General features: G+C 70.8%; 17 protein-coding genes. 6 read left to right on the plus strand and 11 right to left on the minus strand.

From position 1 onward, the window contains the following. The first annotated feature begins 101 nt into the window (after positions 1-101). A complete protein-coding gene (locus tag BLU79_RS08725) occupies positions 102-1,244 on the plus strand; it encodes an acyltransferase family protein (protein ID WP_177000940.1) in 1,143 nt (380 codons plus the stop codon). Positions 1,245-1,363: 119 nt separating this feature from the next. Here BLU79_RS08725 and BLU79_RS08730 read toward each other — a convergent pair whose 3' ends face one another. Together BLU79_RS08730 and BLU79_RS08735 are read right to left on the minus strand one after the other, a co-directional pair. Next, positions 1,364-2,707, minus strand: coding sequence for an alpha-2,8-polysialyltransferase family protein (locus tag BLU79_RS08730; RefSeq protein ID WP_093905087.1), 1,344 nt, complete (start codon positions 2,705-2,707; stop codon positions 1,364-1,366). Beyond that, positions 2,704-3,690 carry a glycosyltransferase family 2 protein gene (locus tag BLU79_RS08735; RefSeq protein ID WP_093905088.1) on the minus strand — a complete coding sequence of 329 codons (987 nt, stop codon included), beginning with the start codon at positions 3,688-3,690 and terminating at the stop codon, positions 2,704-2,706. The genes BLU79_RS08730 and BLU79_RS08735 overlap by 4 nt, the downstream gene beginning before the upstream one ends. A 203-nt stretch (positions 3,691-3,893) precedes the next feature. On the opposite strand from BLU79_RS08735, the gene BLU79_RS08740 reads away from it, so the two are divergent. The 3 genes from BLU79_RS08740 to BLU79_RS08750 all read left to right on the plus strand — a co-directional run bounded on the left by BLU79_RS08740 (position 3,894) and on the right by BLU79_RS08750 (position 6,354). After that, positions 3,894-4,871 (plus strand): helix-turn-helix domain-containing protein, encoded by a 978-nt coding sequence (locus BLU79_RS08740; RefSeq protein WP_256333213.1) that lies wholly within the window; start codon positions 3,894-3,896, stop codon positions 4,869-4,871. 13 nt (positions 4,872-4,884) lie between these two features. Continuing rightward, positions 4,885-5,781 carry a helix-turn-helix domain-containing protein gene (locus BLU79_RS08745; protein WP_177000941.1) on the plus strand — a complete coding sequence of 299 codons (897 nt, stop codon included), beginning with the start codon at positions 4,885-4,887 and terminating at the stop codon, positions 5,779-5,781. 87 nt (positions 5,782-5,868) lie between these two features. Continuing rightward, complete coding sequence (locus BLU79_RS08750) at positions 5,869-6,354, plus strand: RICIN domain-containing protein (protein ID WP_093905091.1); 486 nt, start codon at positions 5,869-5,871, stop codon at positions 6,352-6,354. Between the two features lie 7 nt (positions 6,355-6,361). Here the strand turns inward: BLU79_RS08750 and BLU79_RS08755 are convergent, their stop codons facing one another. Beyond that, on the minus strand, positions 6,362-7,012 hold the full coding sequence (locus tag BLU79_RS08755; RefSeq protein ID WP_093905092.1) for a TetR/AcrR family transcriptional regulator: 651 nt from the start codon (positions 7,010-7,012) through the stop codon (positions 6,362-6,364). A gap of 73 nt (positions 7,013-7,085) precedes the next feature. On the opposite strand from BLU79_RS08755, the gene BLU79_RS08760 reads away from it, so the two are divergent. Beyond that, the gene (locus BLU79_RS08760; RefSeq protein ID WP_093905093.1) at positions 7,086-8,501 is read left to right on the plus strand and encodes an FAD-dependent oxidoreductase; all 1,416 of its coding nucleotides are present in this window, start codon (positions 7,086-7,088) and stop codon (positions 8,499-8,501) included. On the opposite strand, the gene BLU79_RS08765 is transcribed toward BLU79_RS08760, so the two are convergent. Both BLU79_RS08765 and BLU79_RS08770 read right to left on the minus strand, forming a co-directional pair. Further along, a complete protein-coding gene (locus BLU79_RS08765; protein ID WP_093905485.1) occupies positions 8,498-9,079 on the minus strand; it encodes a Uma2 family endonuclease in 582 nt (193 codons plus the stop codon). The two genes, BLU79_RS08760 and BLU79_RS08765, sit on opposite strands and share 4 nt — an antisense overlap. Before the next feature lie 93 nt (positions 9,080-9,172). Next, positions 9,173-10,753: an acyl-CoA mutase large subunit family protein gene (locus BLU79_RS08770; protein ID WP_093905094.1), complete on the minus strand. Its 1,581-nt coding sequence runs from the start codon at positions 10,751-10,753 to the stop codon at positions 9,173-9,175. Positions 10,754-10,906: 153 nt separating this feature from the next. Here BLU79_RS08770 and BLU79_RS08775 point away from each other — a divergent pair, with 153 nt between their 5' ends. Beyond that, a complete protein-coding gene (locus tag BLU79_RS08775; protein ID WP_256333215.1) occupies positions 10,907-11,737 on the plus strand; it encodes a L,D-transpeptidase family protein in 831 nt (276 codons plus the stop codon). 289 nt (positions 11,738-12,026) lie between these two features. Here BLU79_RS08775 and BLU79_RS48920 read toward each other — a convergent pair whose 3' ends face one another. From BLU79_RS48920 to BLU79_RS08805, 6 genes are all read right to left on the minus strand, one after another. Then, positions 12,027-12,158 (minus strand): hypothetical protein, encoded by a 132-nt coding sequence (locus BLU79_RS48920; protein ID WP_256333216.1) that lies wholly within the window; start codon positions 12,156-12,158, stop codon positions 12,027-12,029. A 104-nt stretch (positions 12,159-12,262) separates the two neighbouring features. Further along, complete coding sequence (locus tag BLU79_RS08780; RefSeq protein WP_177000942.1) at positions 12,263-13,330, minus strand: hypothetical protein; 1,068 nt, start codon at positions 13,328-13,330, stop codon at positions 12,263-12,265. Continuing rightward, a complete protein-coding gene (locus tag BLU79_RS08785; protein WP_093905095.1) occupies positions 13,330-13,992 on the minus strand; it encodes an RNA polymerase sigma factor in 663 nt (220 codons plus the stop codon). Before BLU79_RS08785 ends, BLU79_RS08780 begins: the two co-directional genes overlap by 1 nt. A gap of 514 nt (positions 13,993-14,506) precedes the next feature. Further along, positions 14,507-15,109 (minus strand): TetR/AcrR family transcriptional regulator, encoded by a 603-nt coding sequence (locus tag BLU79_RS08795; RefSeq protein WP_093905097.1) that lies wholly within the window; start codon positions 15,107-15,109, stop codon positions 14,507-14,509. 163 nt (positions 15,110-15,272) lie between these two features. Continuing rightward, positions 15,273-16,025 (minus strand): hypothetical protein, encoded by a 753-nt coding sequence (locus BLU79_RS08800; protein WP_093905098.1) that lies wholly within the window; start codon positions 16,023-16,025, stop codon positions 15,273-15,275. A gap of 229 nt (positions 16,026-16,254) precedes the next feature. Beyond that, positions 16,255-16,872: an RNA polymerase sigma factor gene (locus tag BLU79_RS08805; protein WP_093905099.1), complete on the minus strand. Its 618-nt coding sequence runs from the start codon at positions 16,870-16,872 to the stop codon at positions 16,255-16,257. Positions 16,873-17,077: the final 205 nt, after the last annotated feature.

Raw genomic sequence — 17,077 nt, forward strand, 5'->3', positions numbered from 1 at the left:
CACCCGTCCGAGGGACATAGCGTTCGGTCGTCGTATTAAACGGCAACAGCCGTCACGTACGACTGAACGCACCTCGAGACTCCCAGTGGAAGGGCCCCAGGATGAGCGCGGCTGACCAGGCCACGGCACCGCCGGCACCCCCGGCACCCCGGCTGAACCAGGTCCTCGCCGAACGGCCCCCCGTCCGCCCACGGGGAGCAAGTCGGCTGCGCGCCCTGGACGGTCTGCGGCTCATGGCGGCGCTGATGGTGTGCATGTACCACTTCACCGGCAAGAACGGCGAAGTCGAGTCCTCCTGGCACCAGTCCCCCGGGGGCATGTTCCCGACGCTGTCGCAGTTCTCCACCTACGGCAGCCTGGGCGTGCAGTTCTTCTTCGTCATCAGCGGGTTCGTGATCTGCATGAGCAGCTGGGGCCGCAGCCTCGGCGACTTCTTCCGCTCCCGGATCTCCCGCCTCTACCCGGCGTACTGGGTGGCCATCGTCATGGTCACCGGCGCCGCGGTGCTGCTGCCGGTCGTCGTCCACCCGGTCCGGCCGGACGAGTTGCTGGTCAACCTCACGATGATGCAGCAGCCGCTGGGTGTGCCGCGGGTCCTGGGTGTGTGCTGGACGCTGTGGGTGGAGCTGAAGTTCTACGTCCTCTTCGCGCTGTTCGTGATCTGGAAGGGCGTCACCTACAAGCGGGTGGTCACCTTCTGCATCCTGTGGACGCTGGCCGGCGCCTTCGCCCGGGTCGCCGACAACCCGCTCACCGACGAGCTGGTGATGCGCGACCACGCCCCGTTCTTCATCGGCGGTCTCGCGCTGTACCTGATCCACCGCTTCGGCAGCGACCTGCTGCTGTGGGGGATCGTCGGCATGGCCTTCCTGCTGGGCCAGCGCTACTCGGTCACGGCGCTGTGGCACCCCGGGGCGCAGGGCGACTTCCACCGCAATCCGTACGTCATCCAGGCCATCGTCTTCCTCGCCTTCGCCGCCGTCGCGGTGGTGGCGCTGGGCTGGATGAGCTGGGCCAACTGGCGCTGGCTGACGGTGGCGGGGGCGCTGACGTACCCCTTCTACCTGATCCACGAGCACCTGGGCTGGTTCTTCATCCGCGTGCTGCACCGGGGTCTCGGACTGGGCTCCTACACGACGCTCGCCCTGTCCGTGCTGAGCCTGCTGGGGCTGGCCTATCTGATGAACCGGTTCGTGGAGAAGCCGTTCGGGCCGAAGTTGAAGCGGGCGTTGACGCTCCGCTAGGAGGGCCGTGATTCGGCTGCGGGCCGGTGGGGGCTGGTCGCGCAGTTCCCCGCGCCCCAAGCGGTTGGCGCGTCACCCCAGCCGGGGAGACGCGCCAACCGCGTTTTCGGAACCGTCCGCTACTTCCGCGTCGTCTGCCGCAGCTGCCGCACGGCCTTCCGCACCGCCGGGTGCCTGCGCAGCGCCTCCGCACGGACCGGGCTGCCGCCGGGGAGGCGGAGGCTGGTGAGGCGGCGGCGCTTGAAGTAGCCCTGGTACTGGGCCAGGTTGGCGCCGAGCCAGGCGGTCACCTCGTCGCGCAGGGCGTGGTGCTTGCGGGACTGCATGCAGTAGCCGACGCTGCGCACCAGCGGGGCCAAGTCCTCGGCCATCCCGGCGAGTTCGAGCGGGGAGCCGAGCTCGGCCTGCTCGGCGTCGGGCAGAGCCGCGTCGATGATGGTCAGCGGGATGCGGTTGCTGTTCTCGTACGGGGTGATGCGTTCGAGGAGCAGGTCGGTGCCGACGCGGGCGACCGGGATGCCGTAGAAGGCGGCGGCGGTCATCAGGGCCGTCGAGAAGCAACCGATCACGAGCTTCGGCTTCAGGAAGGCGAAGACGGTCTCGGCGAGGACGGGCTCGTTCAGCACCGTGAGGTTGACGCCGAGTTCCGCCGCAACCGCCTCGAGGGACTCGTTGAAGACGGCCGGCGCGCTCGGGTGCGGCTTGAACAGCACGTCCTGGTGGCCGGCCCGGGCGGCGGCGCGCAGGAAGCGGATGTGCAGCTGCTCCTCTTCGTCCTGGGTGATCAGGTCGATGGCCGAGAGGTACTGGCCGAGGAGGACGGCGGTGGGCGGGTTGTCGGCCGGGAGGCGCTCGGCGAGGATGCCGGCGCCGGACTCGCCGATCTGGGCGAGGACGTCGACGATCGCTTCGTTCGGAACGGCCTCGGGCGTGACGCCGTACTCGGCCAGGAGCATGGGCGTAAGGCCCGGCACCAGGTCGAGGTGCAGGACGCGCTTGATGCGGCTGCTCATGCCGTGCGGGATGCGGTTGCGGGTGGGGCCGTAGCTCATCAGGCCGTCCGCGTACACATGGATGGGGCTGTCCGCGAAGATGTCCGCGACCGCACGGGAGGGGTTGGCCTGGATGGACTCACAGGCGATCTCGACGGGCTCGTCGCCCAGGTTCCAGGCGAGGCGTACGGCCTTCTCCCACAGCAGGGTGTCCTGACCGCGGGGCGACCAGCCGGCCGGGTGGTGCGGGGAGATGAAGTCGTTCCAGGAGCGCACCTCGTCGAACTCGGGGCGCAGCTTCTCGAAGCCGGCCATGCGGTCCAGCGGGGTGCCGACCTCGGGGATGGCGGCGGTGTTGCTGACGACGAGGATGCGGCGGACGCCCTCGCGCGGGCCGAACCGGCCGGCCCGGATGGCGGCGGTGACGGTCGCGGCCGCGTACTGCGTGGCCGAGAAGAAGATCTGGATCATGCCGCCACTCCCTTCATGCCACCCCGTATCCGGCGCAGCATGTACACGCGTTCCTCGCCCATCCCGACGAGGGCCTCTTCCAGCTCGTCCTCCGACATCCTGCCCAGCGCCTCGGCGGCCATCTGCTTCAACCTGGCGGCGATGCTGCGTTCGAACCGGCCGCGGCTGAGCAGCTGGTGGGCGATGACGACGCAGTAGTTGCGCAGCGCCTTCTTGCGCAGCTTGCCCACCTCGGGGTCGTCGGCGAGCTCGGCGAGGACCAGGTCGAAGGAGCGGAAGAAGTCCAGCTGGCGGACGTCACCGATCTGGGTGAGCGAGCTGGCCACGCCCCGGCGGTAGAAGACGCCGCGCAGGCTGGCGACGGCGTAGGAGTCGGCCCTGCGGTGCAGGTCCCAGATCCAGGGGCGGTCCTCGGCGGTCTTCAGTCCGTCGTGGAAGCGCAGCATGCCCTGGTCGAGGAGGCGGCGGTGGTAGACACCGGCCCAGGCGTAGGGGTAGTCGACCATGGTCGTGTCGTCGACCGGGAGGATCGAGGTGCGCGGGTCGAGGGGGGTGTGGCGGCGGCCCTCGGGGGCCCGGTGCACGGTCCGTTCGATGCCCGTCACCTGGACGTGGTCGGTGCGTACGAAGTCGACGTCGAACCGCTCGATGGCGTCCACCAGATCCGCGAGATAGCCCGGAGCCAGCCAGTCGTCGCCGTCGAGGAAGGTGAGGTAGCGGCCCTCCGAGGCGTCGATGCCGGTGTTGCGCGCGGTGGCGAGGCCGCCGTTCTGCTCGTGCCGTATCACCCGGCTGTTCTTGAGTCTCTTCGTCAGCGTCAGCAGCGCTTCGTACGTCTTGTCCTTGGTGGACCGGTCCTCGACGAAGATGAACTCGAAGTCGTCCCGTTCGTTGGTGACCAGGCTGGTCACGGTCTCGGGTACGTACGACTCGATGTTGTAGCAGGGGACGATCACGGACAGTGTCGGGGGGCGGTTGGTCACGCGTACACCTGGGCTCTCTCCGGGGCGGATCCCTGCGACCGTAGGAGATGTTCGACGCCGGATCTCAACTCCCTGCCAACTACCAGGTGAACGAAAGGTAACCGGACGGCGCCCCCTTCTCCGCGGCCACCCGACCGCCATCTGAAGCGCTTATGATCCCCGCTCGGGTGTTCGATACGACTCGACGAACCCGGGGGGAATGTGTGCACACGACCGTTTTCCACAGCGCGGACCTGCCGCAGACCGAGCGACCGGCCCGCTTCGACGACTTCCTGCTCCACAGCGACCATCCGATGCGGGTCACGGAGACGGACCCGGAACCCTTCCAGGCCACGGCACGGGCGCTCGACCTCGGTCCGGTGAACATCGTGGAGCTGACCTGCTCGCCGTCCCTGGTGCGGCGCACCCCGGCGATGATCCGGCAGGCGGACCCGGAACTGTGCTCGGTCGTCTTCCCGCGGCACGGCGCGCTGGTGGTGGCCCAGGCCGGGCGCGAGGCCCTGCTGGGCGAGCGGGATCTCGTGCTCTACGACAGCTCGCGGCCGTTCAGCGTGCGGATGACCGGCCGGGGACCGGTCACGCTGGTGCGCGCACACGTCCCCCGCTCCCTGCTGCCGCTGTCCGCCCGCCACACCGACCGGCTGCTCGGGACCCGCTTACCCGGCCGGGAGGGCGTGGGCGCGCTGCTCACCCACTTCCTCGGCGACCTGGCCGCCGACCGGCTCCCCCGCACCGGCGCCGATATCGACCGGCTGAGCGCGGTGACCCTGGACCTGCTGGCCGCCACGCTCGCCCACCATCTGGACTCCCGCCCGCGGCTGCCGGACGAGTCCCGTCGAAGAACCCTGCTGCTGAGCGTCGAGGCCTTCGTCCAGGACCACCTGTCGGACCCGGATCTCTCACCCCGGGACATCGCCGCCGCCCACCACATCTCCGTCAGCTATCTGCACCGCCTCTTCCGGAGCCGCGACACCACCGTCACGGAGCTGATCCGCCACCGGCGCCTGGAGCGGGCCCGCCGTGCGCTCACGGACCCCGGGCTGCGGGATGTGCCACTGCACCGCATCGCGACCGACTGCGGATTCCGGGAGCACGCGGCCTTCACCCGTGCCTTCAACGCCGCGTACGGCATGCCGCCACGGGACTGGCGCCGCCAGGCCCTCCGGGCGCCTCGTGGCTGAGGGCCGGGACACCGTGGGAGGACTCATCCGGGGATACGGCCGACCCGCCGTCTCCATCCGGCAACACGTCCGGCTCGTCGAGCTCGGGGCGGCATCGGTGTGGTCGGTGACCTGCCCTCCGCTGTATTCCCGGGCCCTCGCGCCGGTCCGGCGGACGGCCACCCGCCAGTTCCACCTGGTCCTGCTCCTGGAGGGCGAGGCGGCGATCGTCCACGACGGGCGCGAAACGCCCCTGCGTGCGGGCGACTTCCACTTCGACGACCACTTACGACCGCTGCAGCTGCGCTCCGGCCCGATCCGGGCCGTCGGCATCGGGATCCCCGAGGCGCTGCTCCCCCTGCCCCCGGAGGAGGCGGACCGGATGCCGGGCCGCCTGATCACGGGCCGTACGGGTGCGGGCGCCCTCCTGGCCCGGCTGCTCACCCAGCTGACGGAGGACACCGGCACCTTCCAGCCCGCGGACGGACCGCGCCTGGGAACGGTCCTGGGCAACATGGTGGCGGCACTGCTGGCCCACTCCCCCGACGACGGTGACTGCGCCCCGCCGGAGACCCCGAGCCGGACGTTGCCCCCACGCATCAGGGGGTTCATCCAACGCCGCCTGTCCGACCCGGAGTTGACCCCGCGCGCCGTCGCCGCCGCGCACGGCATCTCGCTCAGCTATCTGCACCGCCTCTTCGAGGAGGAGAGCGAGACCGTCGCCGCGTACATCCGCCGCCGACGCCTGGAACGCGCCCGCTTCGACCTCGCCGACCCGGCCCAGGCGGCCACACCGGTCCACGCCATCGCCGCACGCTGGGGCTTCGCCCGGGCCACCGACTTCACCCGGGCCTTCCGGGCGGCGTACGGCATCCCGCCGACGGACTTCCGGCGGCACGCCGGCGTCCTCGGTGGACGGAATGCCACATGAGTGTGCTCTGAGCGCCAACGTCTCAACTGCCGCAGCCAGCAATGCTGTTGCTCGGTTCACTTCCCGCTCTTGAGAGAGAGGTTCGTGATGAAGAAGCTGCGACTTGCCACCGTCACCGCACTCAGCACGCTGGCTGTGGGAGCCGGCATGATCTTCCCGTCATCCGCACAGGCCGCCACCTACTGGACGTTCAAGAACGAGCGGTTCGGCACGTGCCTGACCGCCGGGGACAGCGGAACGGCGTACGCCACCCTCTGCCAGGGCTGGAACCGGCAGCAGTGGGACTGGGTCGGCGACGGGCCGGGCAACTTCATGCAGCTCAAGAACCGTGAGACCGGCAAGTGCCTGGTGACCGACAACAAGTCGGACGTCAACGCCGTCTGGCTGGGCACATGCAACGCCGTCAATGGCCAGTGGTGGTACTACGCCGCCGACACGCAGGGCATTTTCAACAACCTCGGCGGGCCCAACGACGGCCACCTCAGAACGAGCAACAACCCGGACGCGGTCTACGCCACCGACGCCGGCCAGGAGCCGGCCTCCTACTACACCTGGACCGGCACTCACAACTGAACACCGCTCAACTGACCCCGCACCGCGCCTCGATCCCCGCGATCACGAGGGCAAGCCCCTCTTCGAAGTGCCGGTCGTAGTCAGCGAAGATCTCCGCGCCCGCCTGAGCCGACAAGGGAAAGTCGGCCATCAGGCGGGCGCGTTCGGCTACGTCGTACCCTTCCCGGCGCTCGCCCGCCATGGGCTCGACGCCCTGCTCCTCGGTGACGAAGCCGAGGGTGTAGAAGTACGTCGTCGAGGTCGCGCGGACCGCGTCGGCGAGGGCGAAGCCGGCGGCCGTGAAGAGGCGCAGGTTGGCCTCCATCTGCTCGGCGTGCTCGATGCCGGTGAAGCGTGAGCCGCTGAAGACCTTCGCGCCGTCGCGGTAGCCGAGCAGCGCCGCGCGCAGCCCGCGGTTGGACTTGAGCAGCCGCTCCTGCCAGGTGTCGGCGGGGTCGAGGGGCGTCCCCGCGACCATCCGGCGGTACATCTCGGTCGCCATTTCGTCGAGCAGCGCCTGTTTGTCCTTGAAGTGCCAATACAGGGCCGGCGCCTTGACGTCCAGCTCCTTGGCGATGGCGCGCAGCGTCAGGCCGTCCAGACCGACCTCGTTCAGCAGCTTGAGGGCGGTGTCGGCGACGCGATTGCGGTCGAGGGGCGCTCGGCGTTCCGTGTTCACACTTGACAGCTTAACGGCGTTAAGGGCACGCTCATAGCCATCGGCACTTAACAGCGTTAAGGAGAATCACCCGATGAGTCCCACAAACACCGATATCGACGTCCTGATCGTCGGCGCGGGCCCGACCGGCCTCGCCCTCGGTGTCGACCTGGCCCGGCGCGGGGTGGACGCGCTGGTCGTGGAGCGGACCGAGGGGCTCTTCCCGGGCTCACGCGGCAAGGGCATCCAGCCGCGCACGATGGAGGTCTTCGACGACCTGGGCGTGCTGGACGCGATCCGCGCGGCCGGGGGCGGCTACCCGGTCGGCATGATCTGGCAGGACGGCAAACAGGTCGGCGAGCACCAGATGTTCGACCCGGCCGAGGCGACGGAGGACTCGCCGTACACCGAGCCGTGGATGGTGCCGCAGTGGCGGACCCAGGAGATCCTGTTCGCGCGGCTGACCGAGCTGGGCGGCAAGGTCGCCTTCGGCCGGGAGGTCGTGGGGATCACGCAGGACGAGGACGGGGTGACGGTCGGCTTCGCAGCCGGCGAGAGCGTCCGCGCGCGGTATGTCGTCGCGGCCGACGGGGGCCGTTCGGCGGTACGGCGAGGTCTCGGCATCGGCATGACCGGGGTGACGGTCGACCCGCACCCGATGCTGGTCGCGGACGTACGCCTGACCGGCCTGGACCGCGACCACTGGCACGTCTTCCCGCCGCACGGCGAGACCGACGGCTTCATGGCGATCTGCCCGCTCGCGGGCACGCGGGACTTCCAGATCGCCGCCCAGTTCCCGGAGGGCACGGCGGTGGACCTGTCCCTGGACGGCATCCGCAAGGTCGTCGCCGCCCGCTCGCACCTCGATGCCGACGCCGTGACCGAGGTCCGCTGGGCCTCGGACTTCCGCCCGCGGGCGGCTCTGGCGGACCGGTTCCGGGACGGGCGGGTGTTCCTCGCCGGGGACGCGGCGCATGTCCACTCACCGGCCGGGGGCCAGGGCCTCAACACCAGCGTCCAGGACGCCTACAACCTGGGCTGGAAGCTGGGCGCGGTGCTGACGGGCGGTGCACCGACGACACTCCTCGACACCTACGAGGAGGAACGGCGCCCGATCGCCGCGGACATGCTCGGCCTGTCGACCAGCGTCCACCGCGGGGAGACCCGACGCGGCGAGGCGACCCGCCAACTGGGTCTGGGGTACCGGGAGTCGTCACTAACGGAGGAGACGCGTACGGCGCCGGGTCAGGTACGAGCGGGCGACCGCGCACCTGACGGGACGCTGGGCGAGGTACGGCTGTTCGACGCTTTCCGGGGACCGCACTGGACGCTGGTGGCGGTGGAGGTGGAGGTGCCCGAGGTGCCGGAGACGGTAGGGGTGGTCCGGGGGCGGGCGCAGGAGTCGTACGGCTCCGGGCTGTTCCTGGTACGACCGGACGGCTACGTGGGGTGGGCCGCGGACCGGGCAACCGGGCTCATGGGCTACCTGGGCCGGTTCGGGCTTCGCTAGTCGTCGCCGTCGAGGAGGGTGTCGACGGAGAGGTCGAGGGTGACGCCGACGGATTCGGGGACGGGGACGGTCTGGCCTCGCTTGAAGCGGGCGGGGTCGGGGTATTTGCCGTCGGCGGGGCCTTCGTAGAGGAGGACCTCGTCGTGTTTGCGGTCGGCGATGAGGTAGACGGGAAGGCCGGCCTGGGCGTAGCACTCGACCTTGGGGCCGAGGTCGTCCGACCAGTTCGAGGACGTCACTTCCACGACCATGCGGAAGACGTTCGGCGCGTAGTAGTTCTTCGTGACATGGGCGTCGCGGAAGTCCGGGTCGACGACGGAAAAGTCAGGGATCGCGAAGTCCTCCGGCGATGTAGGCAGCCAGAGCCCGACGCCCTGGACCCACTCGTATCCCGCCTCCACGAGCCCCGCCCGATCGAATGCCCTGCCCAGTTTCGTCAGCGCCAGCGCGTGCGAACCATCCGGCGGCGGTGTCACCGTGAGCCTCCCCTGGAGAATCTCCACGCGGTGGCCAGGCAGTGCACGGGCAAGCTGGTCGGCAGCCTCGCCCAGGGTCAGCTCCTGCTGCAGTACGGCCATGGCGTCCTCCTTGTCGGGGCCCACTCTGCAATGAGCGTAACCGGCGACGAGAGGACTCATCCGATGATCACCCATAGGGAGTAACTTCCCAGCTCAGAAAGCATCGCTCGGCACGTAAGTCCCCCAAACCTCCCGCAACGCGCCGCACACCTCCCCCACCGTCGCCCGAGCCCGCAACGCCTCCCTCATCGGGTACAGGACGTTGTCCTCCCCCTCGGCCGCCTTCTGCAGCGCGGCCAGGGCCGCGTCCACCGCCGGTTGGTCGCGCCCGGCGCGGAGCTCGGCCAGCCGCTCCGCCTGCCGGGCCTCGATCGCCGGGTCCACCCGCAGCGGCTCGTACGGCTCCTCCTCGTCCAGCCGGAAGCGGTTGACGCCGACCACGACGCGCTCGCCGGAGTCGGTCTCCTGGGCGATCCGGTACGCGCTGCGCTCGATCTCGCCCTTCTGGAAGCCGTGCTCGATGGCCGACACCGCGCCGCCGAGGTCCTCGACCCTCCGCATCAGCTCGACCGCCGCCGCCTCGACGTCGTCGGTCATCCGCTCGATGGCGTAGGAGCCGGCGAAGGGGTCGACCGTCGCCGTCACGTCCGTCTCGTACGCCAGCACCTGCTGGGTGCGCAACGCCAACCGCGCGCTCTTGTCCGTCGGGAGCGCGATCGCCTCGTCGAAGGAGTTGGTGTGCAGGGACTGGGTGCCACCGAACACCGCCGCCAGGCCCTGAACGGCCACGCGCACCAGGTTCACCTCCGGCTGCTGGGCCGTCAGTTGGACACCGGCCGTCTGCGTGTGGAAGCGGAGCATCAGGGACTTGGGGTTCTGCGCGCCGAACTCGTCCCGCATCACCCGGGCCCAGATCCTGCGCGCCGCGCGGAACTTGGCGACCTCCTCCAGGAGCGTCGTACGGGCCACGAAGAAGAAGGACAGGCGGGGCGCGAAGTCGTCGACGTCCATACCGGCCGCCACCGCCGTGCGGACGTACTCGATGCCGTCGGCGAGGGTGAAGGCGATCTCCTGCACGGGGGACGCGCCCGCCTCGGCCATGTGGTAGCCGGAGATCGAGATCGTGTTCCACTTCGGGATCTCGGCCCGGCAGTACTTGAAGATGTCGGCGATCAGCCGGAGCGACGGCTTGGGCGGGAAGATGTACGTCCCGCGCGCGATGTACTCCTTCAGCACGTCGTTCTGGATCGTGCCGGTGAGCTGGTCGGCACGCACGCCCTGCTCCTCCGCGACCAGCTGGTAGAGGAGCAGCAGCAGGGCCGCGGGGGCGTTGATCGTCATCGACGTCGACACCTTGTCCAGCGGGATCCCGCCGAACAGCACCCGCATGTCGTCGATCGAGTCGATCGCCACGCCCACCTTGCCCACCTCGCCGTGCGCGATGGGCGCGTCGGAGTCGTGGCCCATCTGGGTGGGCAGGTCGAAGGCGACGGAGAGGCCCGTCGTGCCGTGGGCGATCAGCCGGCGGTAGCGGGCGTTGGACTCCGTCGCGGTGCCGAAACCGGCGTACTGGCGCATCGTCCAGGGGCGGCCGGTGTACATCGTGGGGTAGACGCCGCGGGTGAAGGGATACGAGCCGGGCTCGCCCAGCTGCGCCGAGGCGTCCCAGCCGGTCAGCGTGTCCGGCCCGTAGACCGGCTCGATGGGCAGTCCGGACTCCGACTCACGCGTCATGGTGGGTGCCTCCGCGTTGGTGTGCTTGCTGCCCGCCTGATGTGCCCTCGTCTCCAACCATGCCCCGTGGTTCGCAACCGGTCACGCGCGGGGAACATCTCAGGTGATGTCCGGCCGGTCGAGGGTGACCGCGGTGAGACGACGGGGGTCGGGATGCGTACCAAGGGCATGCGGAGATCATCTGCGGTACTCGCCTCGGGCGCCGTGCTCGCGGTGCTGTGCGGCTGTACGGTGCAGGCCTCCGGCGAGGAGCACCGCTCGCCGATCCGCGTCGAGCTGCCGAGCGGCACGCCGTCCCCGAAGAGCGCCCCGCCCGACGACAAGCCGAGCGCCGAGCCCACGCCTCCGCCACCCGCCGTGCTGTGGCAGCGGGGCGACGAGGGCCGCGACATCCGCGAGCTGCAGGCCCGCCTGCGGCAGATCGCCTGGCTCTTCGACGGGCCGACCGGGACGTACGACGACCTGACCGAGCAGGCGGTCCGGGGCTTCCAGGGCAAGCGGGGGCTGCCGAAGACCGGGAAGACCGACGAGGTCACCTGGCAGCGGCTGCTGAAGATGACGCGCGAGCCCGGCAAGTGGGACCTGTACCTGATGGGCGGGCAGCCGGCCGATGCGCCGGACGCGCGGTGCCTGACCGGTCGGGTGCTGTGCATCAGCAAGGAGAGCCGGACGCTGCGCTGGATGATCGACGGGCGGTCGGTCCTGACGGTGCCGGTGCGGTTCGGATCGGAGTACACACCGACGCGGGAAGGTGTGTTCAGCGTCTACTGGAAGTCACGGCACCATGTGTCGACGCTCTATGACTCGCCGATGCCGTACGCGATGTTCTTCAGCGGCGGCCAGGCGGTGCACTACTCGTCCGACTTCGCGGCCACGGGTTACGCCGGGGCCTCGCACGGCTGCGTCAACGTGGCGGACGAGCGGGCCATCGCGGAGATGTTCGCCCAGGTGAGGACCGGCGACAAGGTCGTCGTCCACTGGTGAGGGCAGGCCCTTGGGCGCAGGGCGCGGAGGGAAGTGGGGCGCGGGCGGGACCGGGGGAACGTGTCCCGCCCGCGCCGATGCACGAGCCGCAGGTACGGGGGGAACCCCGGCTCTGTGCGACGGCCGATGACCAGTCGGCTCACTCAGTTCAGCGCCACGACGGCTGAAAACGTCACTCGTAGCGCCAACTTTTTCGCCGCGATTTTCTCCGGGGAGCAAAACCGCAGGTCAGAGGCAGGTCAGAGACGTGTTCACGGCGTGTGACAGGAGTGGTGGACGTTGGCTCCGGTCAGCGGGCGGTGACGATCGCGCAGGAGCCGAGCGCAGCGGCGCCTGCCGCAAGCAGGACTACGACGAGGCGGGCCGTCCAGTTGTCCTTCTCGATGGCGACTCGGATCGTGCGCCAGAATTCCCGTCCCATGAGGCCTCCCTGATCCCGCGCGGGTTTGGACGCCCAGGACCAGTCGGCTCATCGATGACAGCGCTCAGACAGCGAAAAGAGTCACACCCGAGCCGCAGGTCCGCTCAGAGCGCCCTGAACGACGGACTCGGCACCAGGGGCGTGGGCAGCTGGACGCGGTCCGGCAGGAGGTCGGCCACGAGGGACGGGGCTTCTGTGGGGCCGTTCGTGCGGTGGCCGTTGTCGCGGCTCCTGTCGCGCGAACGGTCCTTGTCGCCCTTGCCCTTGTCTCTGCCCTTGCCGCCGTCCTGGCCGTCGTCGTCGCCTCGGCCCTTGCCGTCGTCCTCGTCGCGGCCGTCGTCGCCCTCGCGCTCGTCCCCCTGGGCACGGGTGCTCTCGCCGGCGCCGGTCAGCACGGTCTTGCAGTACGTCCACAGGCGTTTGGAACTGCCCGCCGCGCCCTCCAGGGCACGTCGGCGGTCGCGGGGCAGCTCCCTGCCGTCGCGCAGGTCGCGGCAGGCCTTGACGACCGTCCGCCAGCCGCCCGCCGGCTTGTCCCGGTCCGCGTCGGCGGTCTCGCGGTCCGCGGCGGGGCCACCGGGTGCGGAGCCCCGCGTGGCGCCGGGGGCGGTGGGGGCGTTCGAGGTGCCGTCGGGTGTGGGATCGTCCTGCGCGCCGATCTCCGGCGAGGGCGAGACGAGGGGACGCTCCGGCGGCGCCGCCTCCGAGACCGTGGCGGCGGGGCGGCCCGGCTCGTCTCCGCCGAACGGCGTCCGCAGCACTCCGGTTCCGGCCGCGACCGCGACTCCGCCGACCATGCCAACGGCCAGCGCGGCGGCGAGGCCGAGCCGCAGGGGACGGCCCCAGCGGGGGCGCCGGGCGGCGTGGCCGGGGGCACCGATCCGGATCAGCCCGGCGTCGGTGACCTGGGCGGCAGCGGAACCGGAGCCTTCGCCGACGGTCGCACGGGCGTCGTCCCGGTTCGCGCGCGCCGCGCGGAAGGCCGCCAACGCGGCGTCCTCTCCGGGGAGTTCCGCGCTGCTCAGCGGGGGTTCGGCGGTCAGCGCCTCAAGCGTCTTGGCGAGCTGTTCGGCCTGGTCTCGATGGGCCGCGTCGACAGCTTCGAGTGACTCTCCGCGCAGCAATCGCTCCGCCGTTTCGCGGTCCAGCCACCTGTACTGCTCGTCGGCCATCACACATCCTTCTGCGTCCGCGAACGCATATGCGTCACACTCGCAGACGTCACCGCACGGTCGCGGGGGTCTCGCTGGGGAGGCAGGGCGTCGAGCACCCCGGCCGATTCCGGATCGTCGCCGAGCAGCTCGGCCAGCCGCTTCAGACCCCGGTGCGCGGCGGTCCGTACGGCGCCCGGCCGCTTGCCGAGCGTCTCCGCTGCCGTCTTGGCGTCGAGCCCCACCACCACGCGCAGGACGACCGCTTCGGCCTGGTCCTGCGGCAGCCGTGCGATGAGGGAGAGGGTGCCGTCGGTGGCCAGGGCCTCCATGGCCTCGCCGGCGGTGTCGGACTCGGCGGCCTTCCCGGTCAGCTCCGTCTCGTCGCCGCCGATCGCGGGGCGGCGGCCGCGCATGCGTATGTGGTCCAGCGCACGGTTGCGGGCTATCCGGGCGGCCCAGCCACGGAAGCGGTCCGCGTCCCCGCTGAACCGCTCCAGGTCACGCGCTATCTGCAGCCACGCCTCCGACGCGACGTCCTCGGCGTCGGGATCGCCGACCAGCGTCCGTACGTACCCGAGCAGCCGCGGGTGCACGGAGCGGTACACAGTCCGGAACGCGGTCTCGTCCCCGTCCTGTGCCGCAAGCACCGCGGCGGTCAGCTCCGCGTCGTCCCCCAGCACTGGATGCCCCTTTTGCGCCTACACCGGCGCCGCTCTCGCGGACCCGGTTCTCGCCGTTGTGGTTGCTCAATGGATGGTTGCGGTTCCAGGACCGCTGGTCATGCGGTGGTCTCGTCTCCTCCGCCGTCGGCGCGAAAGGCACGTTACGGCCTGAAACCGCTGCTCGTCCATGTCCGTACAACATGCAACTACCTGGGAATCCGCGAAGTGGCCTCCCGGGTGTGACAGAAAACGCAGTCATGACGCTGTAGAAAGTACGGGCCGCCGCGCGGCCCGTGCCGCGCGACGGCCGGGGCCTCTCCTGTGGGGGGTGGCGGCCCCGGCCGTCTCCGCGGTCCACCTCTCCGACCGGCCACGATGCGCGGCACCGCCATTCGAGAACGCCGCGGACCCGCGCGCGTTCGGCGCGATGGGGATTGAGCGGGTGTACCAGAGGTCGGCAGGCCTTGCGGAACGCCTCCAGCGCCTGGTCAAGATCATGCATGTCGGGTGAACAAACACCTCTCCGCGCCCCCTACGGCCGCCCCGGCGCCCCCGCACGCAACCCGTCCATGACGATGTCCAGAAGCCGGGTGGCCCGAGCACGCCAGTCCCCCGTGGGGTCGACCTGGAAAAGGCCGGCGATGGCCAGGATGAAGTCGTCGGCGGTCACCCCGGGGCGGATGGTGCCGGCCTCATGGTTGGCGTCGAGCAGCAGCTCGATCGCGCCGACGACGAGCGAGTAGCCCGGCTTGGCAGGGCCGCCCGTCGCGCTGGTGGCCTGGCGCAGCGCGTCCGCCAGGCCGACGTTGGTGGCGGCGTAGCGGGCCAGGCTGTCCATCCATGCGCGCAGGGCGTCGTCGGGCTCCCGGGTCTTGAGCAAGTCCTCCGCGCTGTCGACGAGCTGCCGCACCTCGTGGCGGTGCACCTCCAGGACCAGCGCCTCACGGTCGGGGAAGTTGCGGTAGAAGGTGCCCTGCCCGACGCCCGCCTTCTTCGCGATCGCGCTGAGCGGGACGTCCGGGGAGCGCGAGAGTTCGGCCAGCGCGACCTCCAGGATGCGTTCGCGATTGCGCTGGGCGTCCGAGCGCTGCGGCGCGCCACCGCCCGGCCCCACGCGTCCTGCCGCCGACCCCATGCCCGCACCTCCCTGCCGAACCGGGACAGCCGGCCGCCGAATTCGCCCGTACCGGACTCCTGTCCGGTTGAACTCACTCTAGCGGGCGCCATACGGCCGGAGTGAGAGGCCGATGGCGCCGTGAGCCAGTGGCCGTCGCCTCGCCCGGGAGTCGCCCGCGGCCTCAGTTCTTCTTCTCGGCGTTCTCGGTGCTCTCGGCTTTCGCCGTGTTCTCGGCGCTCTTGCCGGACCCGCTCTCGCCGCTCCGGTCCTGGCCGTTCTCCGCCGGACCGCTCTCACCCTGACCGTTCTCCGCCGGACCGTTCTCGGCCTGACCGTTCCCGGCCGAACCGCTCCCGTCGGACTTCCCTTCCGCCCCGCTCTTCGCCGCCGCCAGCCGCTCGGCACAGTACGCGGCCACCTTGTCGGCGCCGCCCGCCTCCGTGACCAGCCGCTGCCAGGCCGTCGAGTCCAGCGCCTGGCCGCGGCCCGCCACCTGGTCGTAGGCGCGGCACTTGGCCTCGGTGTCCTGGGCGGTCGCCGGGTGGCCGGGCTTGCCCGATGCGGTGCCGGACGCGCCGGCGGAGGGGTCGGTGGCCGGTCCGCCGAGGGTGCCGGCCGTCGGGGTGGGCCTGCCCTTGCGGTCGGAGGCGTCGGGCGTGTCCGACGAGCCGATCGCCGCGTAGGCCACGCCGCCGAGCGTGAGGCTCGCGGCGAACAGGGAGAGCGCCGTCTTCACCGAGTGGGCCGGTCGCCATTGCCCACGGGGCCGCCAGTCGTCCCGGCGCCGGGTGCGCGCCCGGTGTGCGCCGGCGTCCCGGGCGGCCCGGAACGCGGCCACGGCACGCTGCTCGCCCTCCGTGTCCACGGGGTGCCCGCGCAGCACGGCGGCGGACAGCAACGCCTCCAGCCCACCACCGCTCCGCTGTTCACCCATGTCCGTTTCCCGCTCCTGTCCGATCCTGTCCGACCTGGCCTGTATGGGGATTGCGTGATGCACATGTCGTACGTGATCTACGTAACCCGCGTGACGGCTGCGCCGGTTTCGGCTCGCCTGCTCGTAGAGCCTGTACGTCTCTCACGCCCCATACGACTCACCGTTCACACCGCCTCGCCTCACCGAGGCGCCGATGTGCCGCCCTCGCCACCGCCGTCGCCCGCACTGTTCATTTCGATTCCCCCAGCGTCCGGGGGCCTTCATCCGTCACACCCGGGACGCCCAACTGCTTGGCCAGCCGCTTCAGCCCCCGGTGCGCGGCCGTCCGTACCGCGCCCGGGCGCTTACCGAGGACGCGTGCCGCGGTGGGGCCGTCGAGGCCGACGACCACCCGGAGCAGCACGGCCTCGGCCTGGTCCCGCGGCAGTCCGCTGACCAGCTCCAGGGCCAGCTCGGTGGAGATCAACTCCAGCGCCTGGTCGTGCGTGCTGTGCGGGCCGGGCAGGTCCAGTACGTCCTGTTCCAGCGCCGACGACCGCGGCCGTACCTTCTGCCTACGCAGATGGTCCAGCGCCCGGTGCCGGGCGATGGTCGCGGTCCAGCCCCGGAACCCGGCACCGTCGCCCTTGAACCGGCCGAGGTCCCGGGCGATCTCCAGCCAGGCGTCGGACGCCACGTCCTCCGCGTCGTCCCCGACCAGCCCGCGCAGGTACCCGAGCAGTCCCGGCTGCACCAGCCGGTACGCGGTCGCGAAGGCGATCTCGTCACCTTCCTGGGCCCGCGCGACGGCCGCGCCCAATTCCCCGTCGTATGCCTGCCCGCGACGGGGCTCCCCTCCGTGACCCAAGAACTGTCCTCGTCCGTACCGGTTCGTGACGATTCCGCACCTTGCGGCTCGCCCGCTCTGGCGACGCCCCTCCACGCTCAACAGCGCCCGGCCTCACAGAAGTGTCACAGGGCGGCCGTACGACACCCCGGCCCCGGCCCGCACCCCGCGACAGCGGGCGCACCTGCGGCGACCGCATACAACCATTGCGCCCGATCGGGAGTCA

This window comes from Streptomyces sp. cf386 (genome assembly GCF_900103585.1).
Classification (GTDB): Bacteria; Actinomycetota; Actinomycetes; order Streptomycetales; family Streptomycetaceae; genus Streptomyces.

What these genes read in the sequence shown, in the direction of transcription:
- BLU79_RS08760 (WP_093905093.1), top strand. Translation starts at nt 7,086, where the DNA reads ATGAGTCCCACAAACACCGATATCGACGTCCTGATCGTCGGCGCGGGC.
- BLU79_RS08730 (WP_093905087.1), bottom strand. Translation starts at nt 2,707, where the DNA reads ATGATCCAGATCTTCTTCTCGGCCACGCAGTACGCGGCCGCGACCGTC.
- BLU79_RS08750 (WP_093905091.1), top strand. Translation starts at nt 5,869, where the DNA reads ATGAAGAAGCTGCGACTTGCCACCGTCACCGCACTCAGCACGCTGGCT.
- BLU79_RS08725 (WP_177000940.1), top strand. Translation starts at nt 102, where the DNA reads ATGAGCGCGGCTGACCAGGCCACGGCACCGCCGGCACCCCCGGCACCC.
- BLU79_RS08765 (WP_093905485.1), bottom strand. Translation starts at nt 9,079, where the DNA reads ATGGCCGTACTGCAGCAGGAGCTGACCCTGGGCGAGGCTGCCGACCAG.
- BLU79_RS08795 (WP_093905097.1), bottom strand. Translation starts at nt 15,109, where the DNA reads ATGGGGTCGGCGGCAGGACGCGTGGGGCCGGGCGGTGGCGCGCCGCAG.
- BLU79_RS08800 (WP_093905098.1), bottom strand. Translation starts at nt 16,025, where the DNA reads ATGGGTGAACAGCGGAGCGGTGGTGGGCTGGAGGCGTTGCTGTCCGCC.
- BLU79_RS08780 (WP_177000942.1), bottom strand. Translation starts at nt 13,330, where the DNA reads ATGGCCGACGAGCAGTACAGGTGGCTGGACCGCGAAACGGCGGAGCGA.
- BLU79_RS08775 (WP_256333215.1), top strand. Translation starts at nt 10,907, where the DNA reads ATGCGTACCAAGGGCATGCGGAGATCATCTGCGGTACTCGCCTCGGGC.
- BLU79_RS48920 (WP_256333216.1), bottom strand. Translation starts at nt 12,158, where the DNA reads ATGGGACGGGAATTCTGGCGCACGATCCGAGTCGCCATCGAGAAGGAC.
- BLU79_RS08770 (WP_093905094.1), bottom strand. Translation starts at nt 10,753, where the DNA reads ATGACGCGTGAGTCGGAGTCCGGACTGCCCATCGAGCCGGTCTACGGG.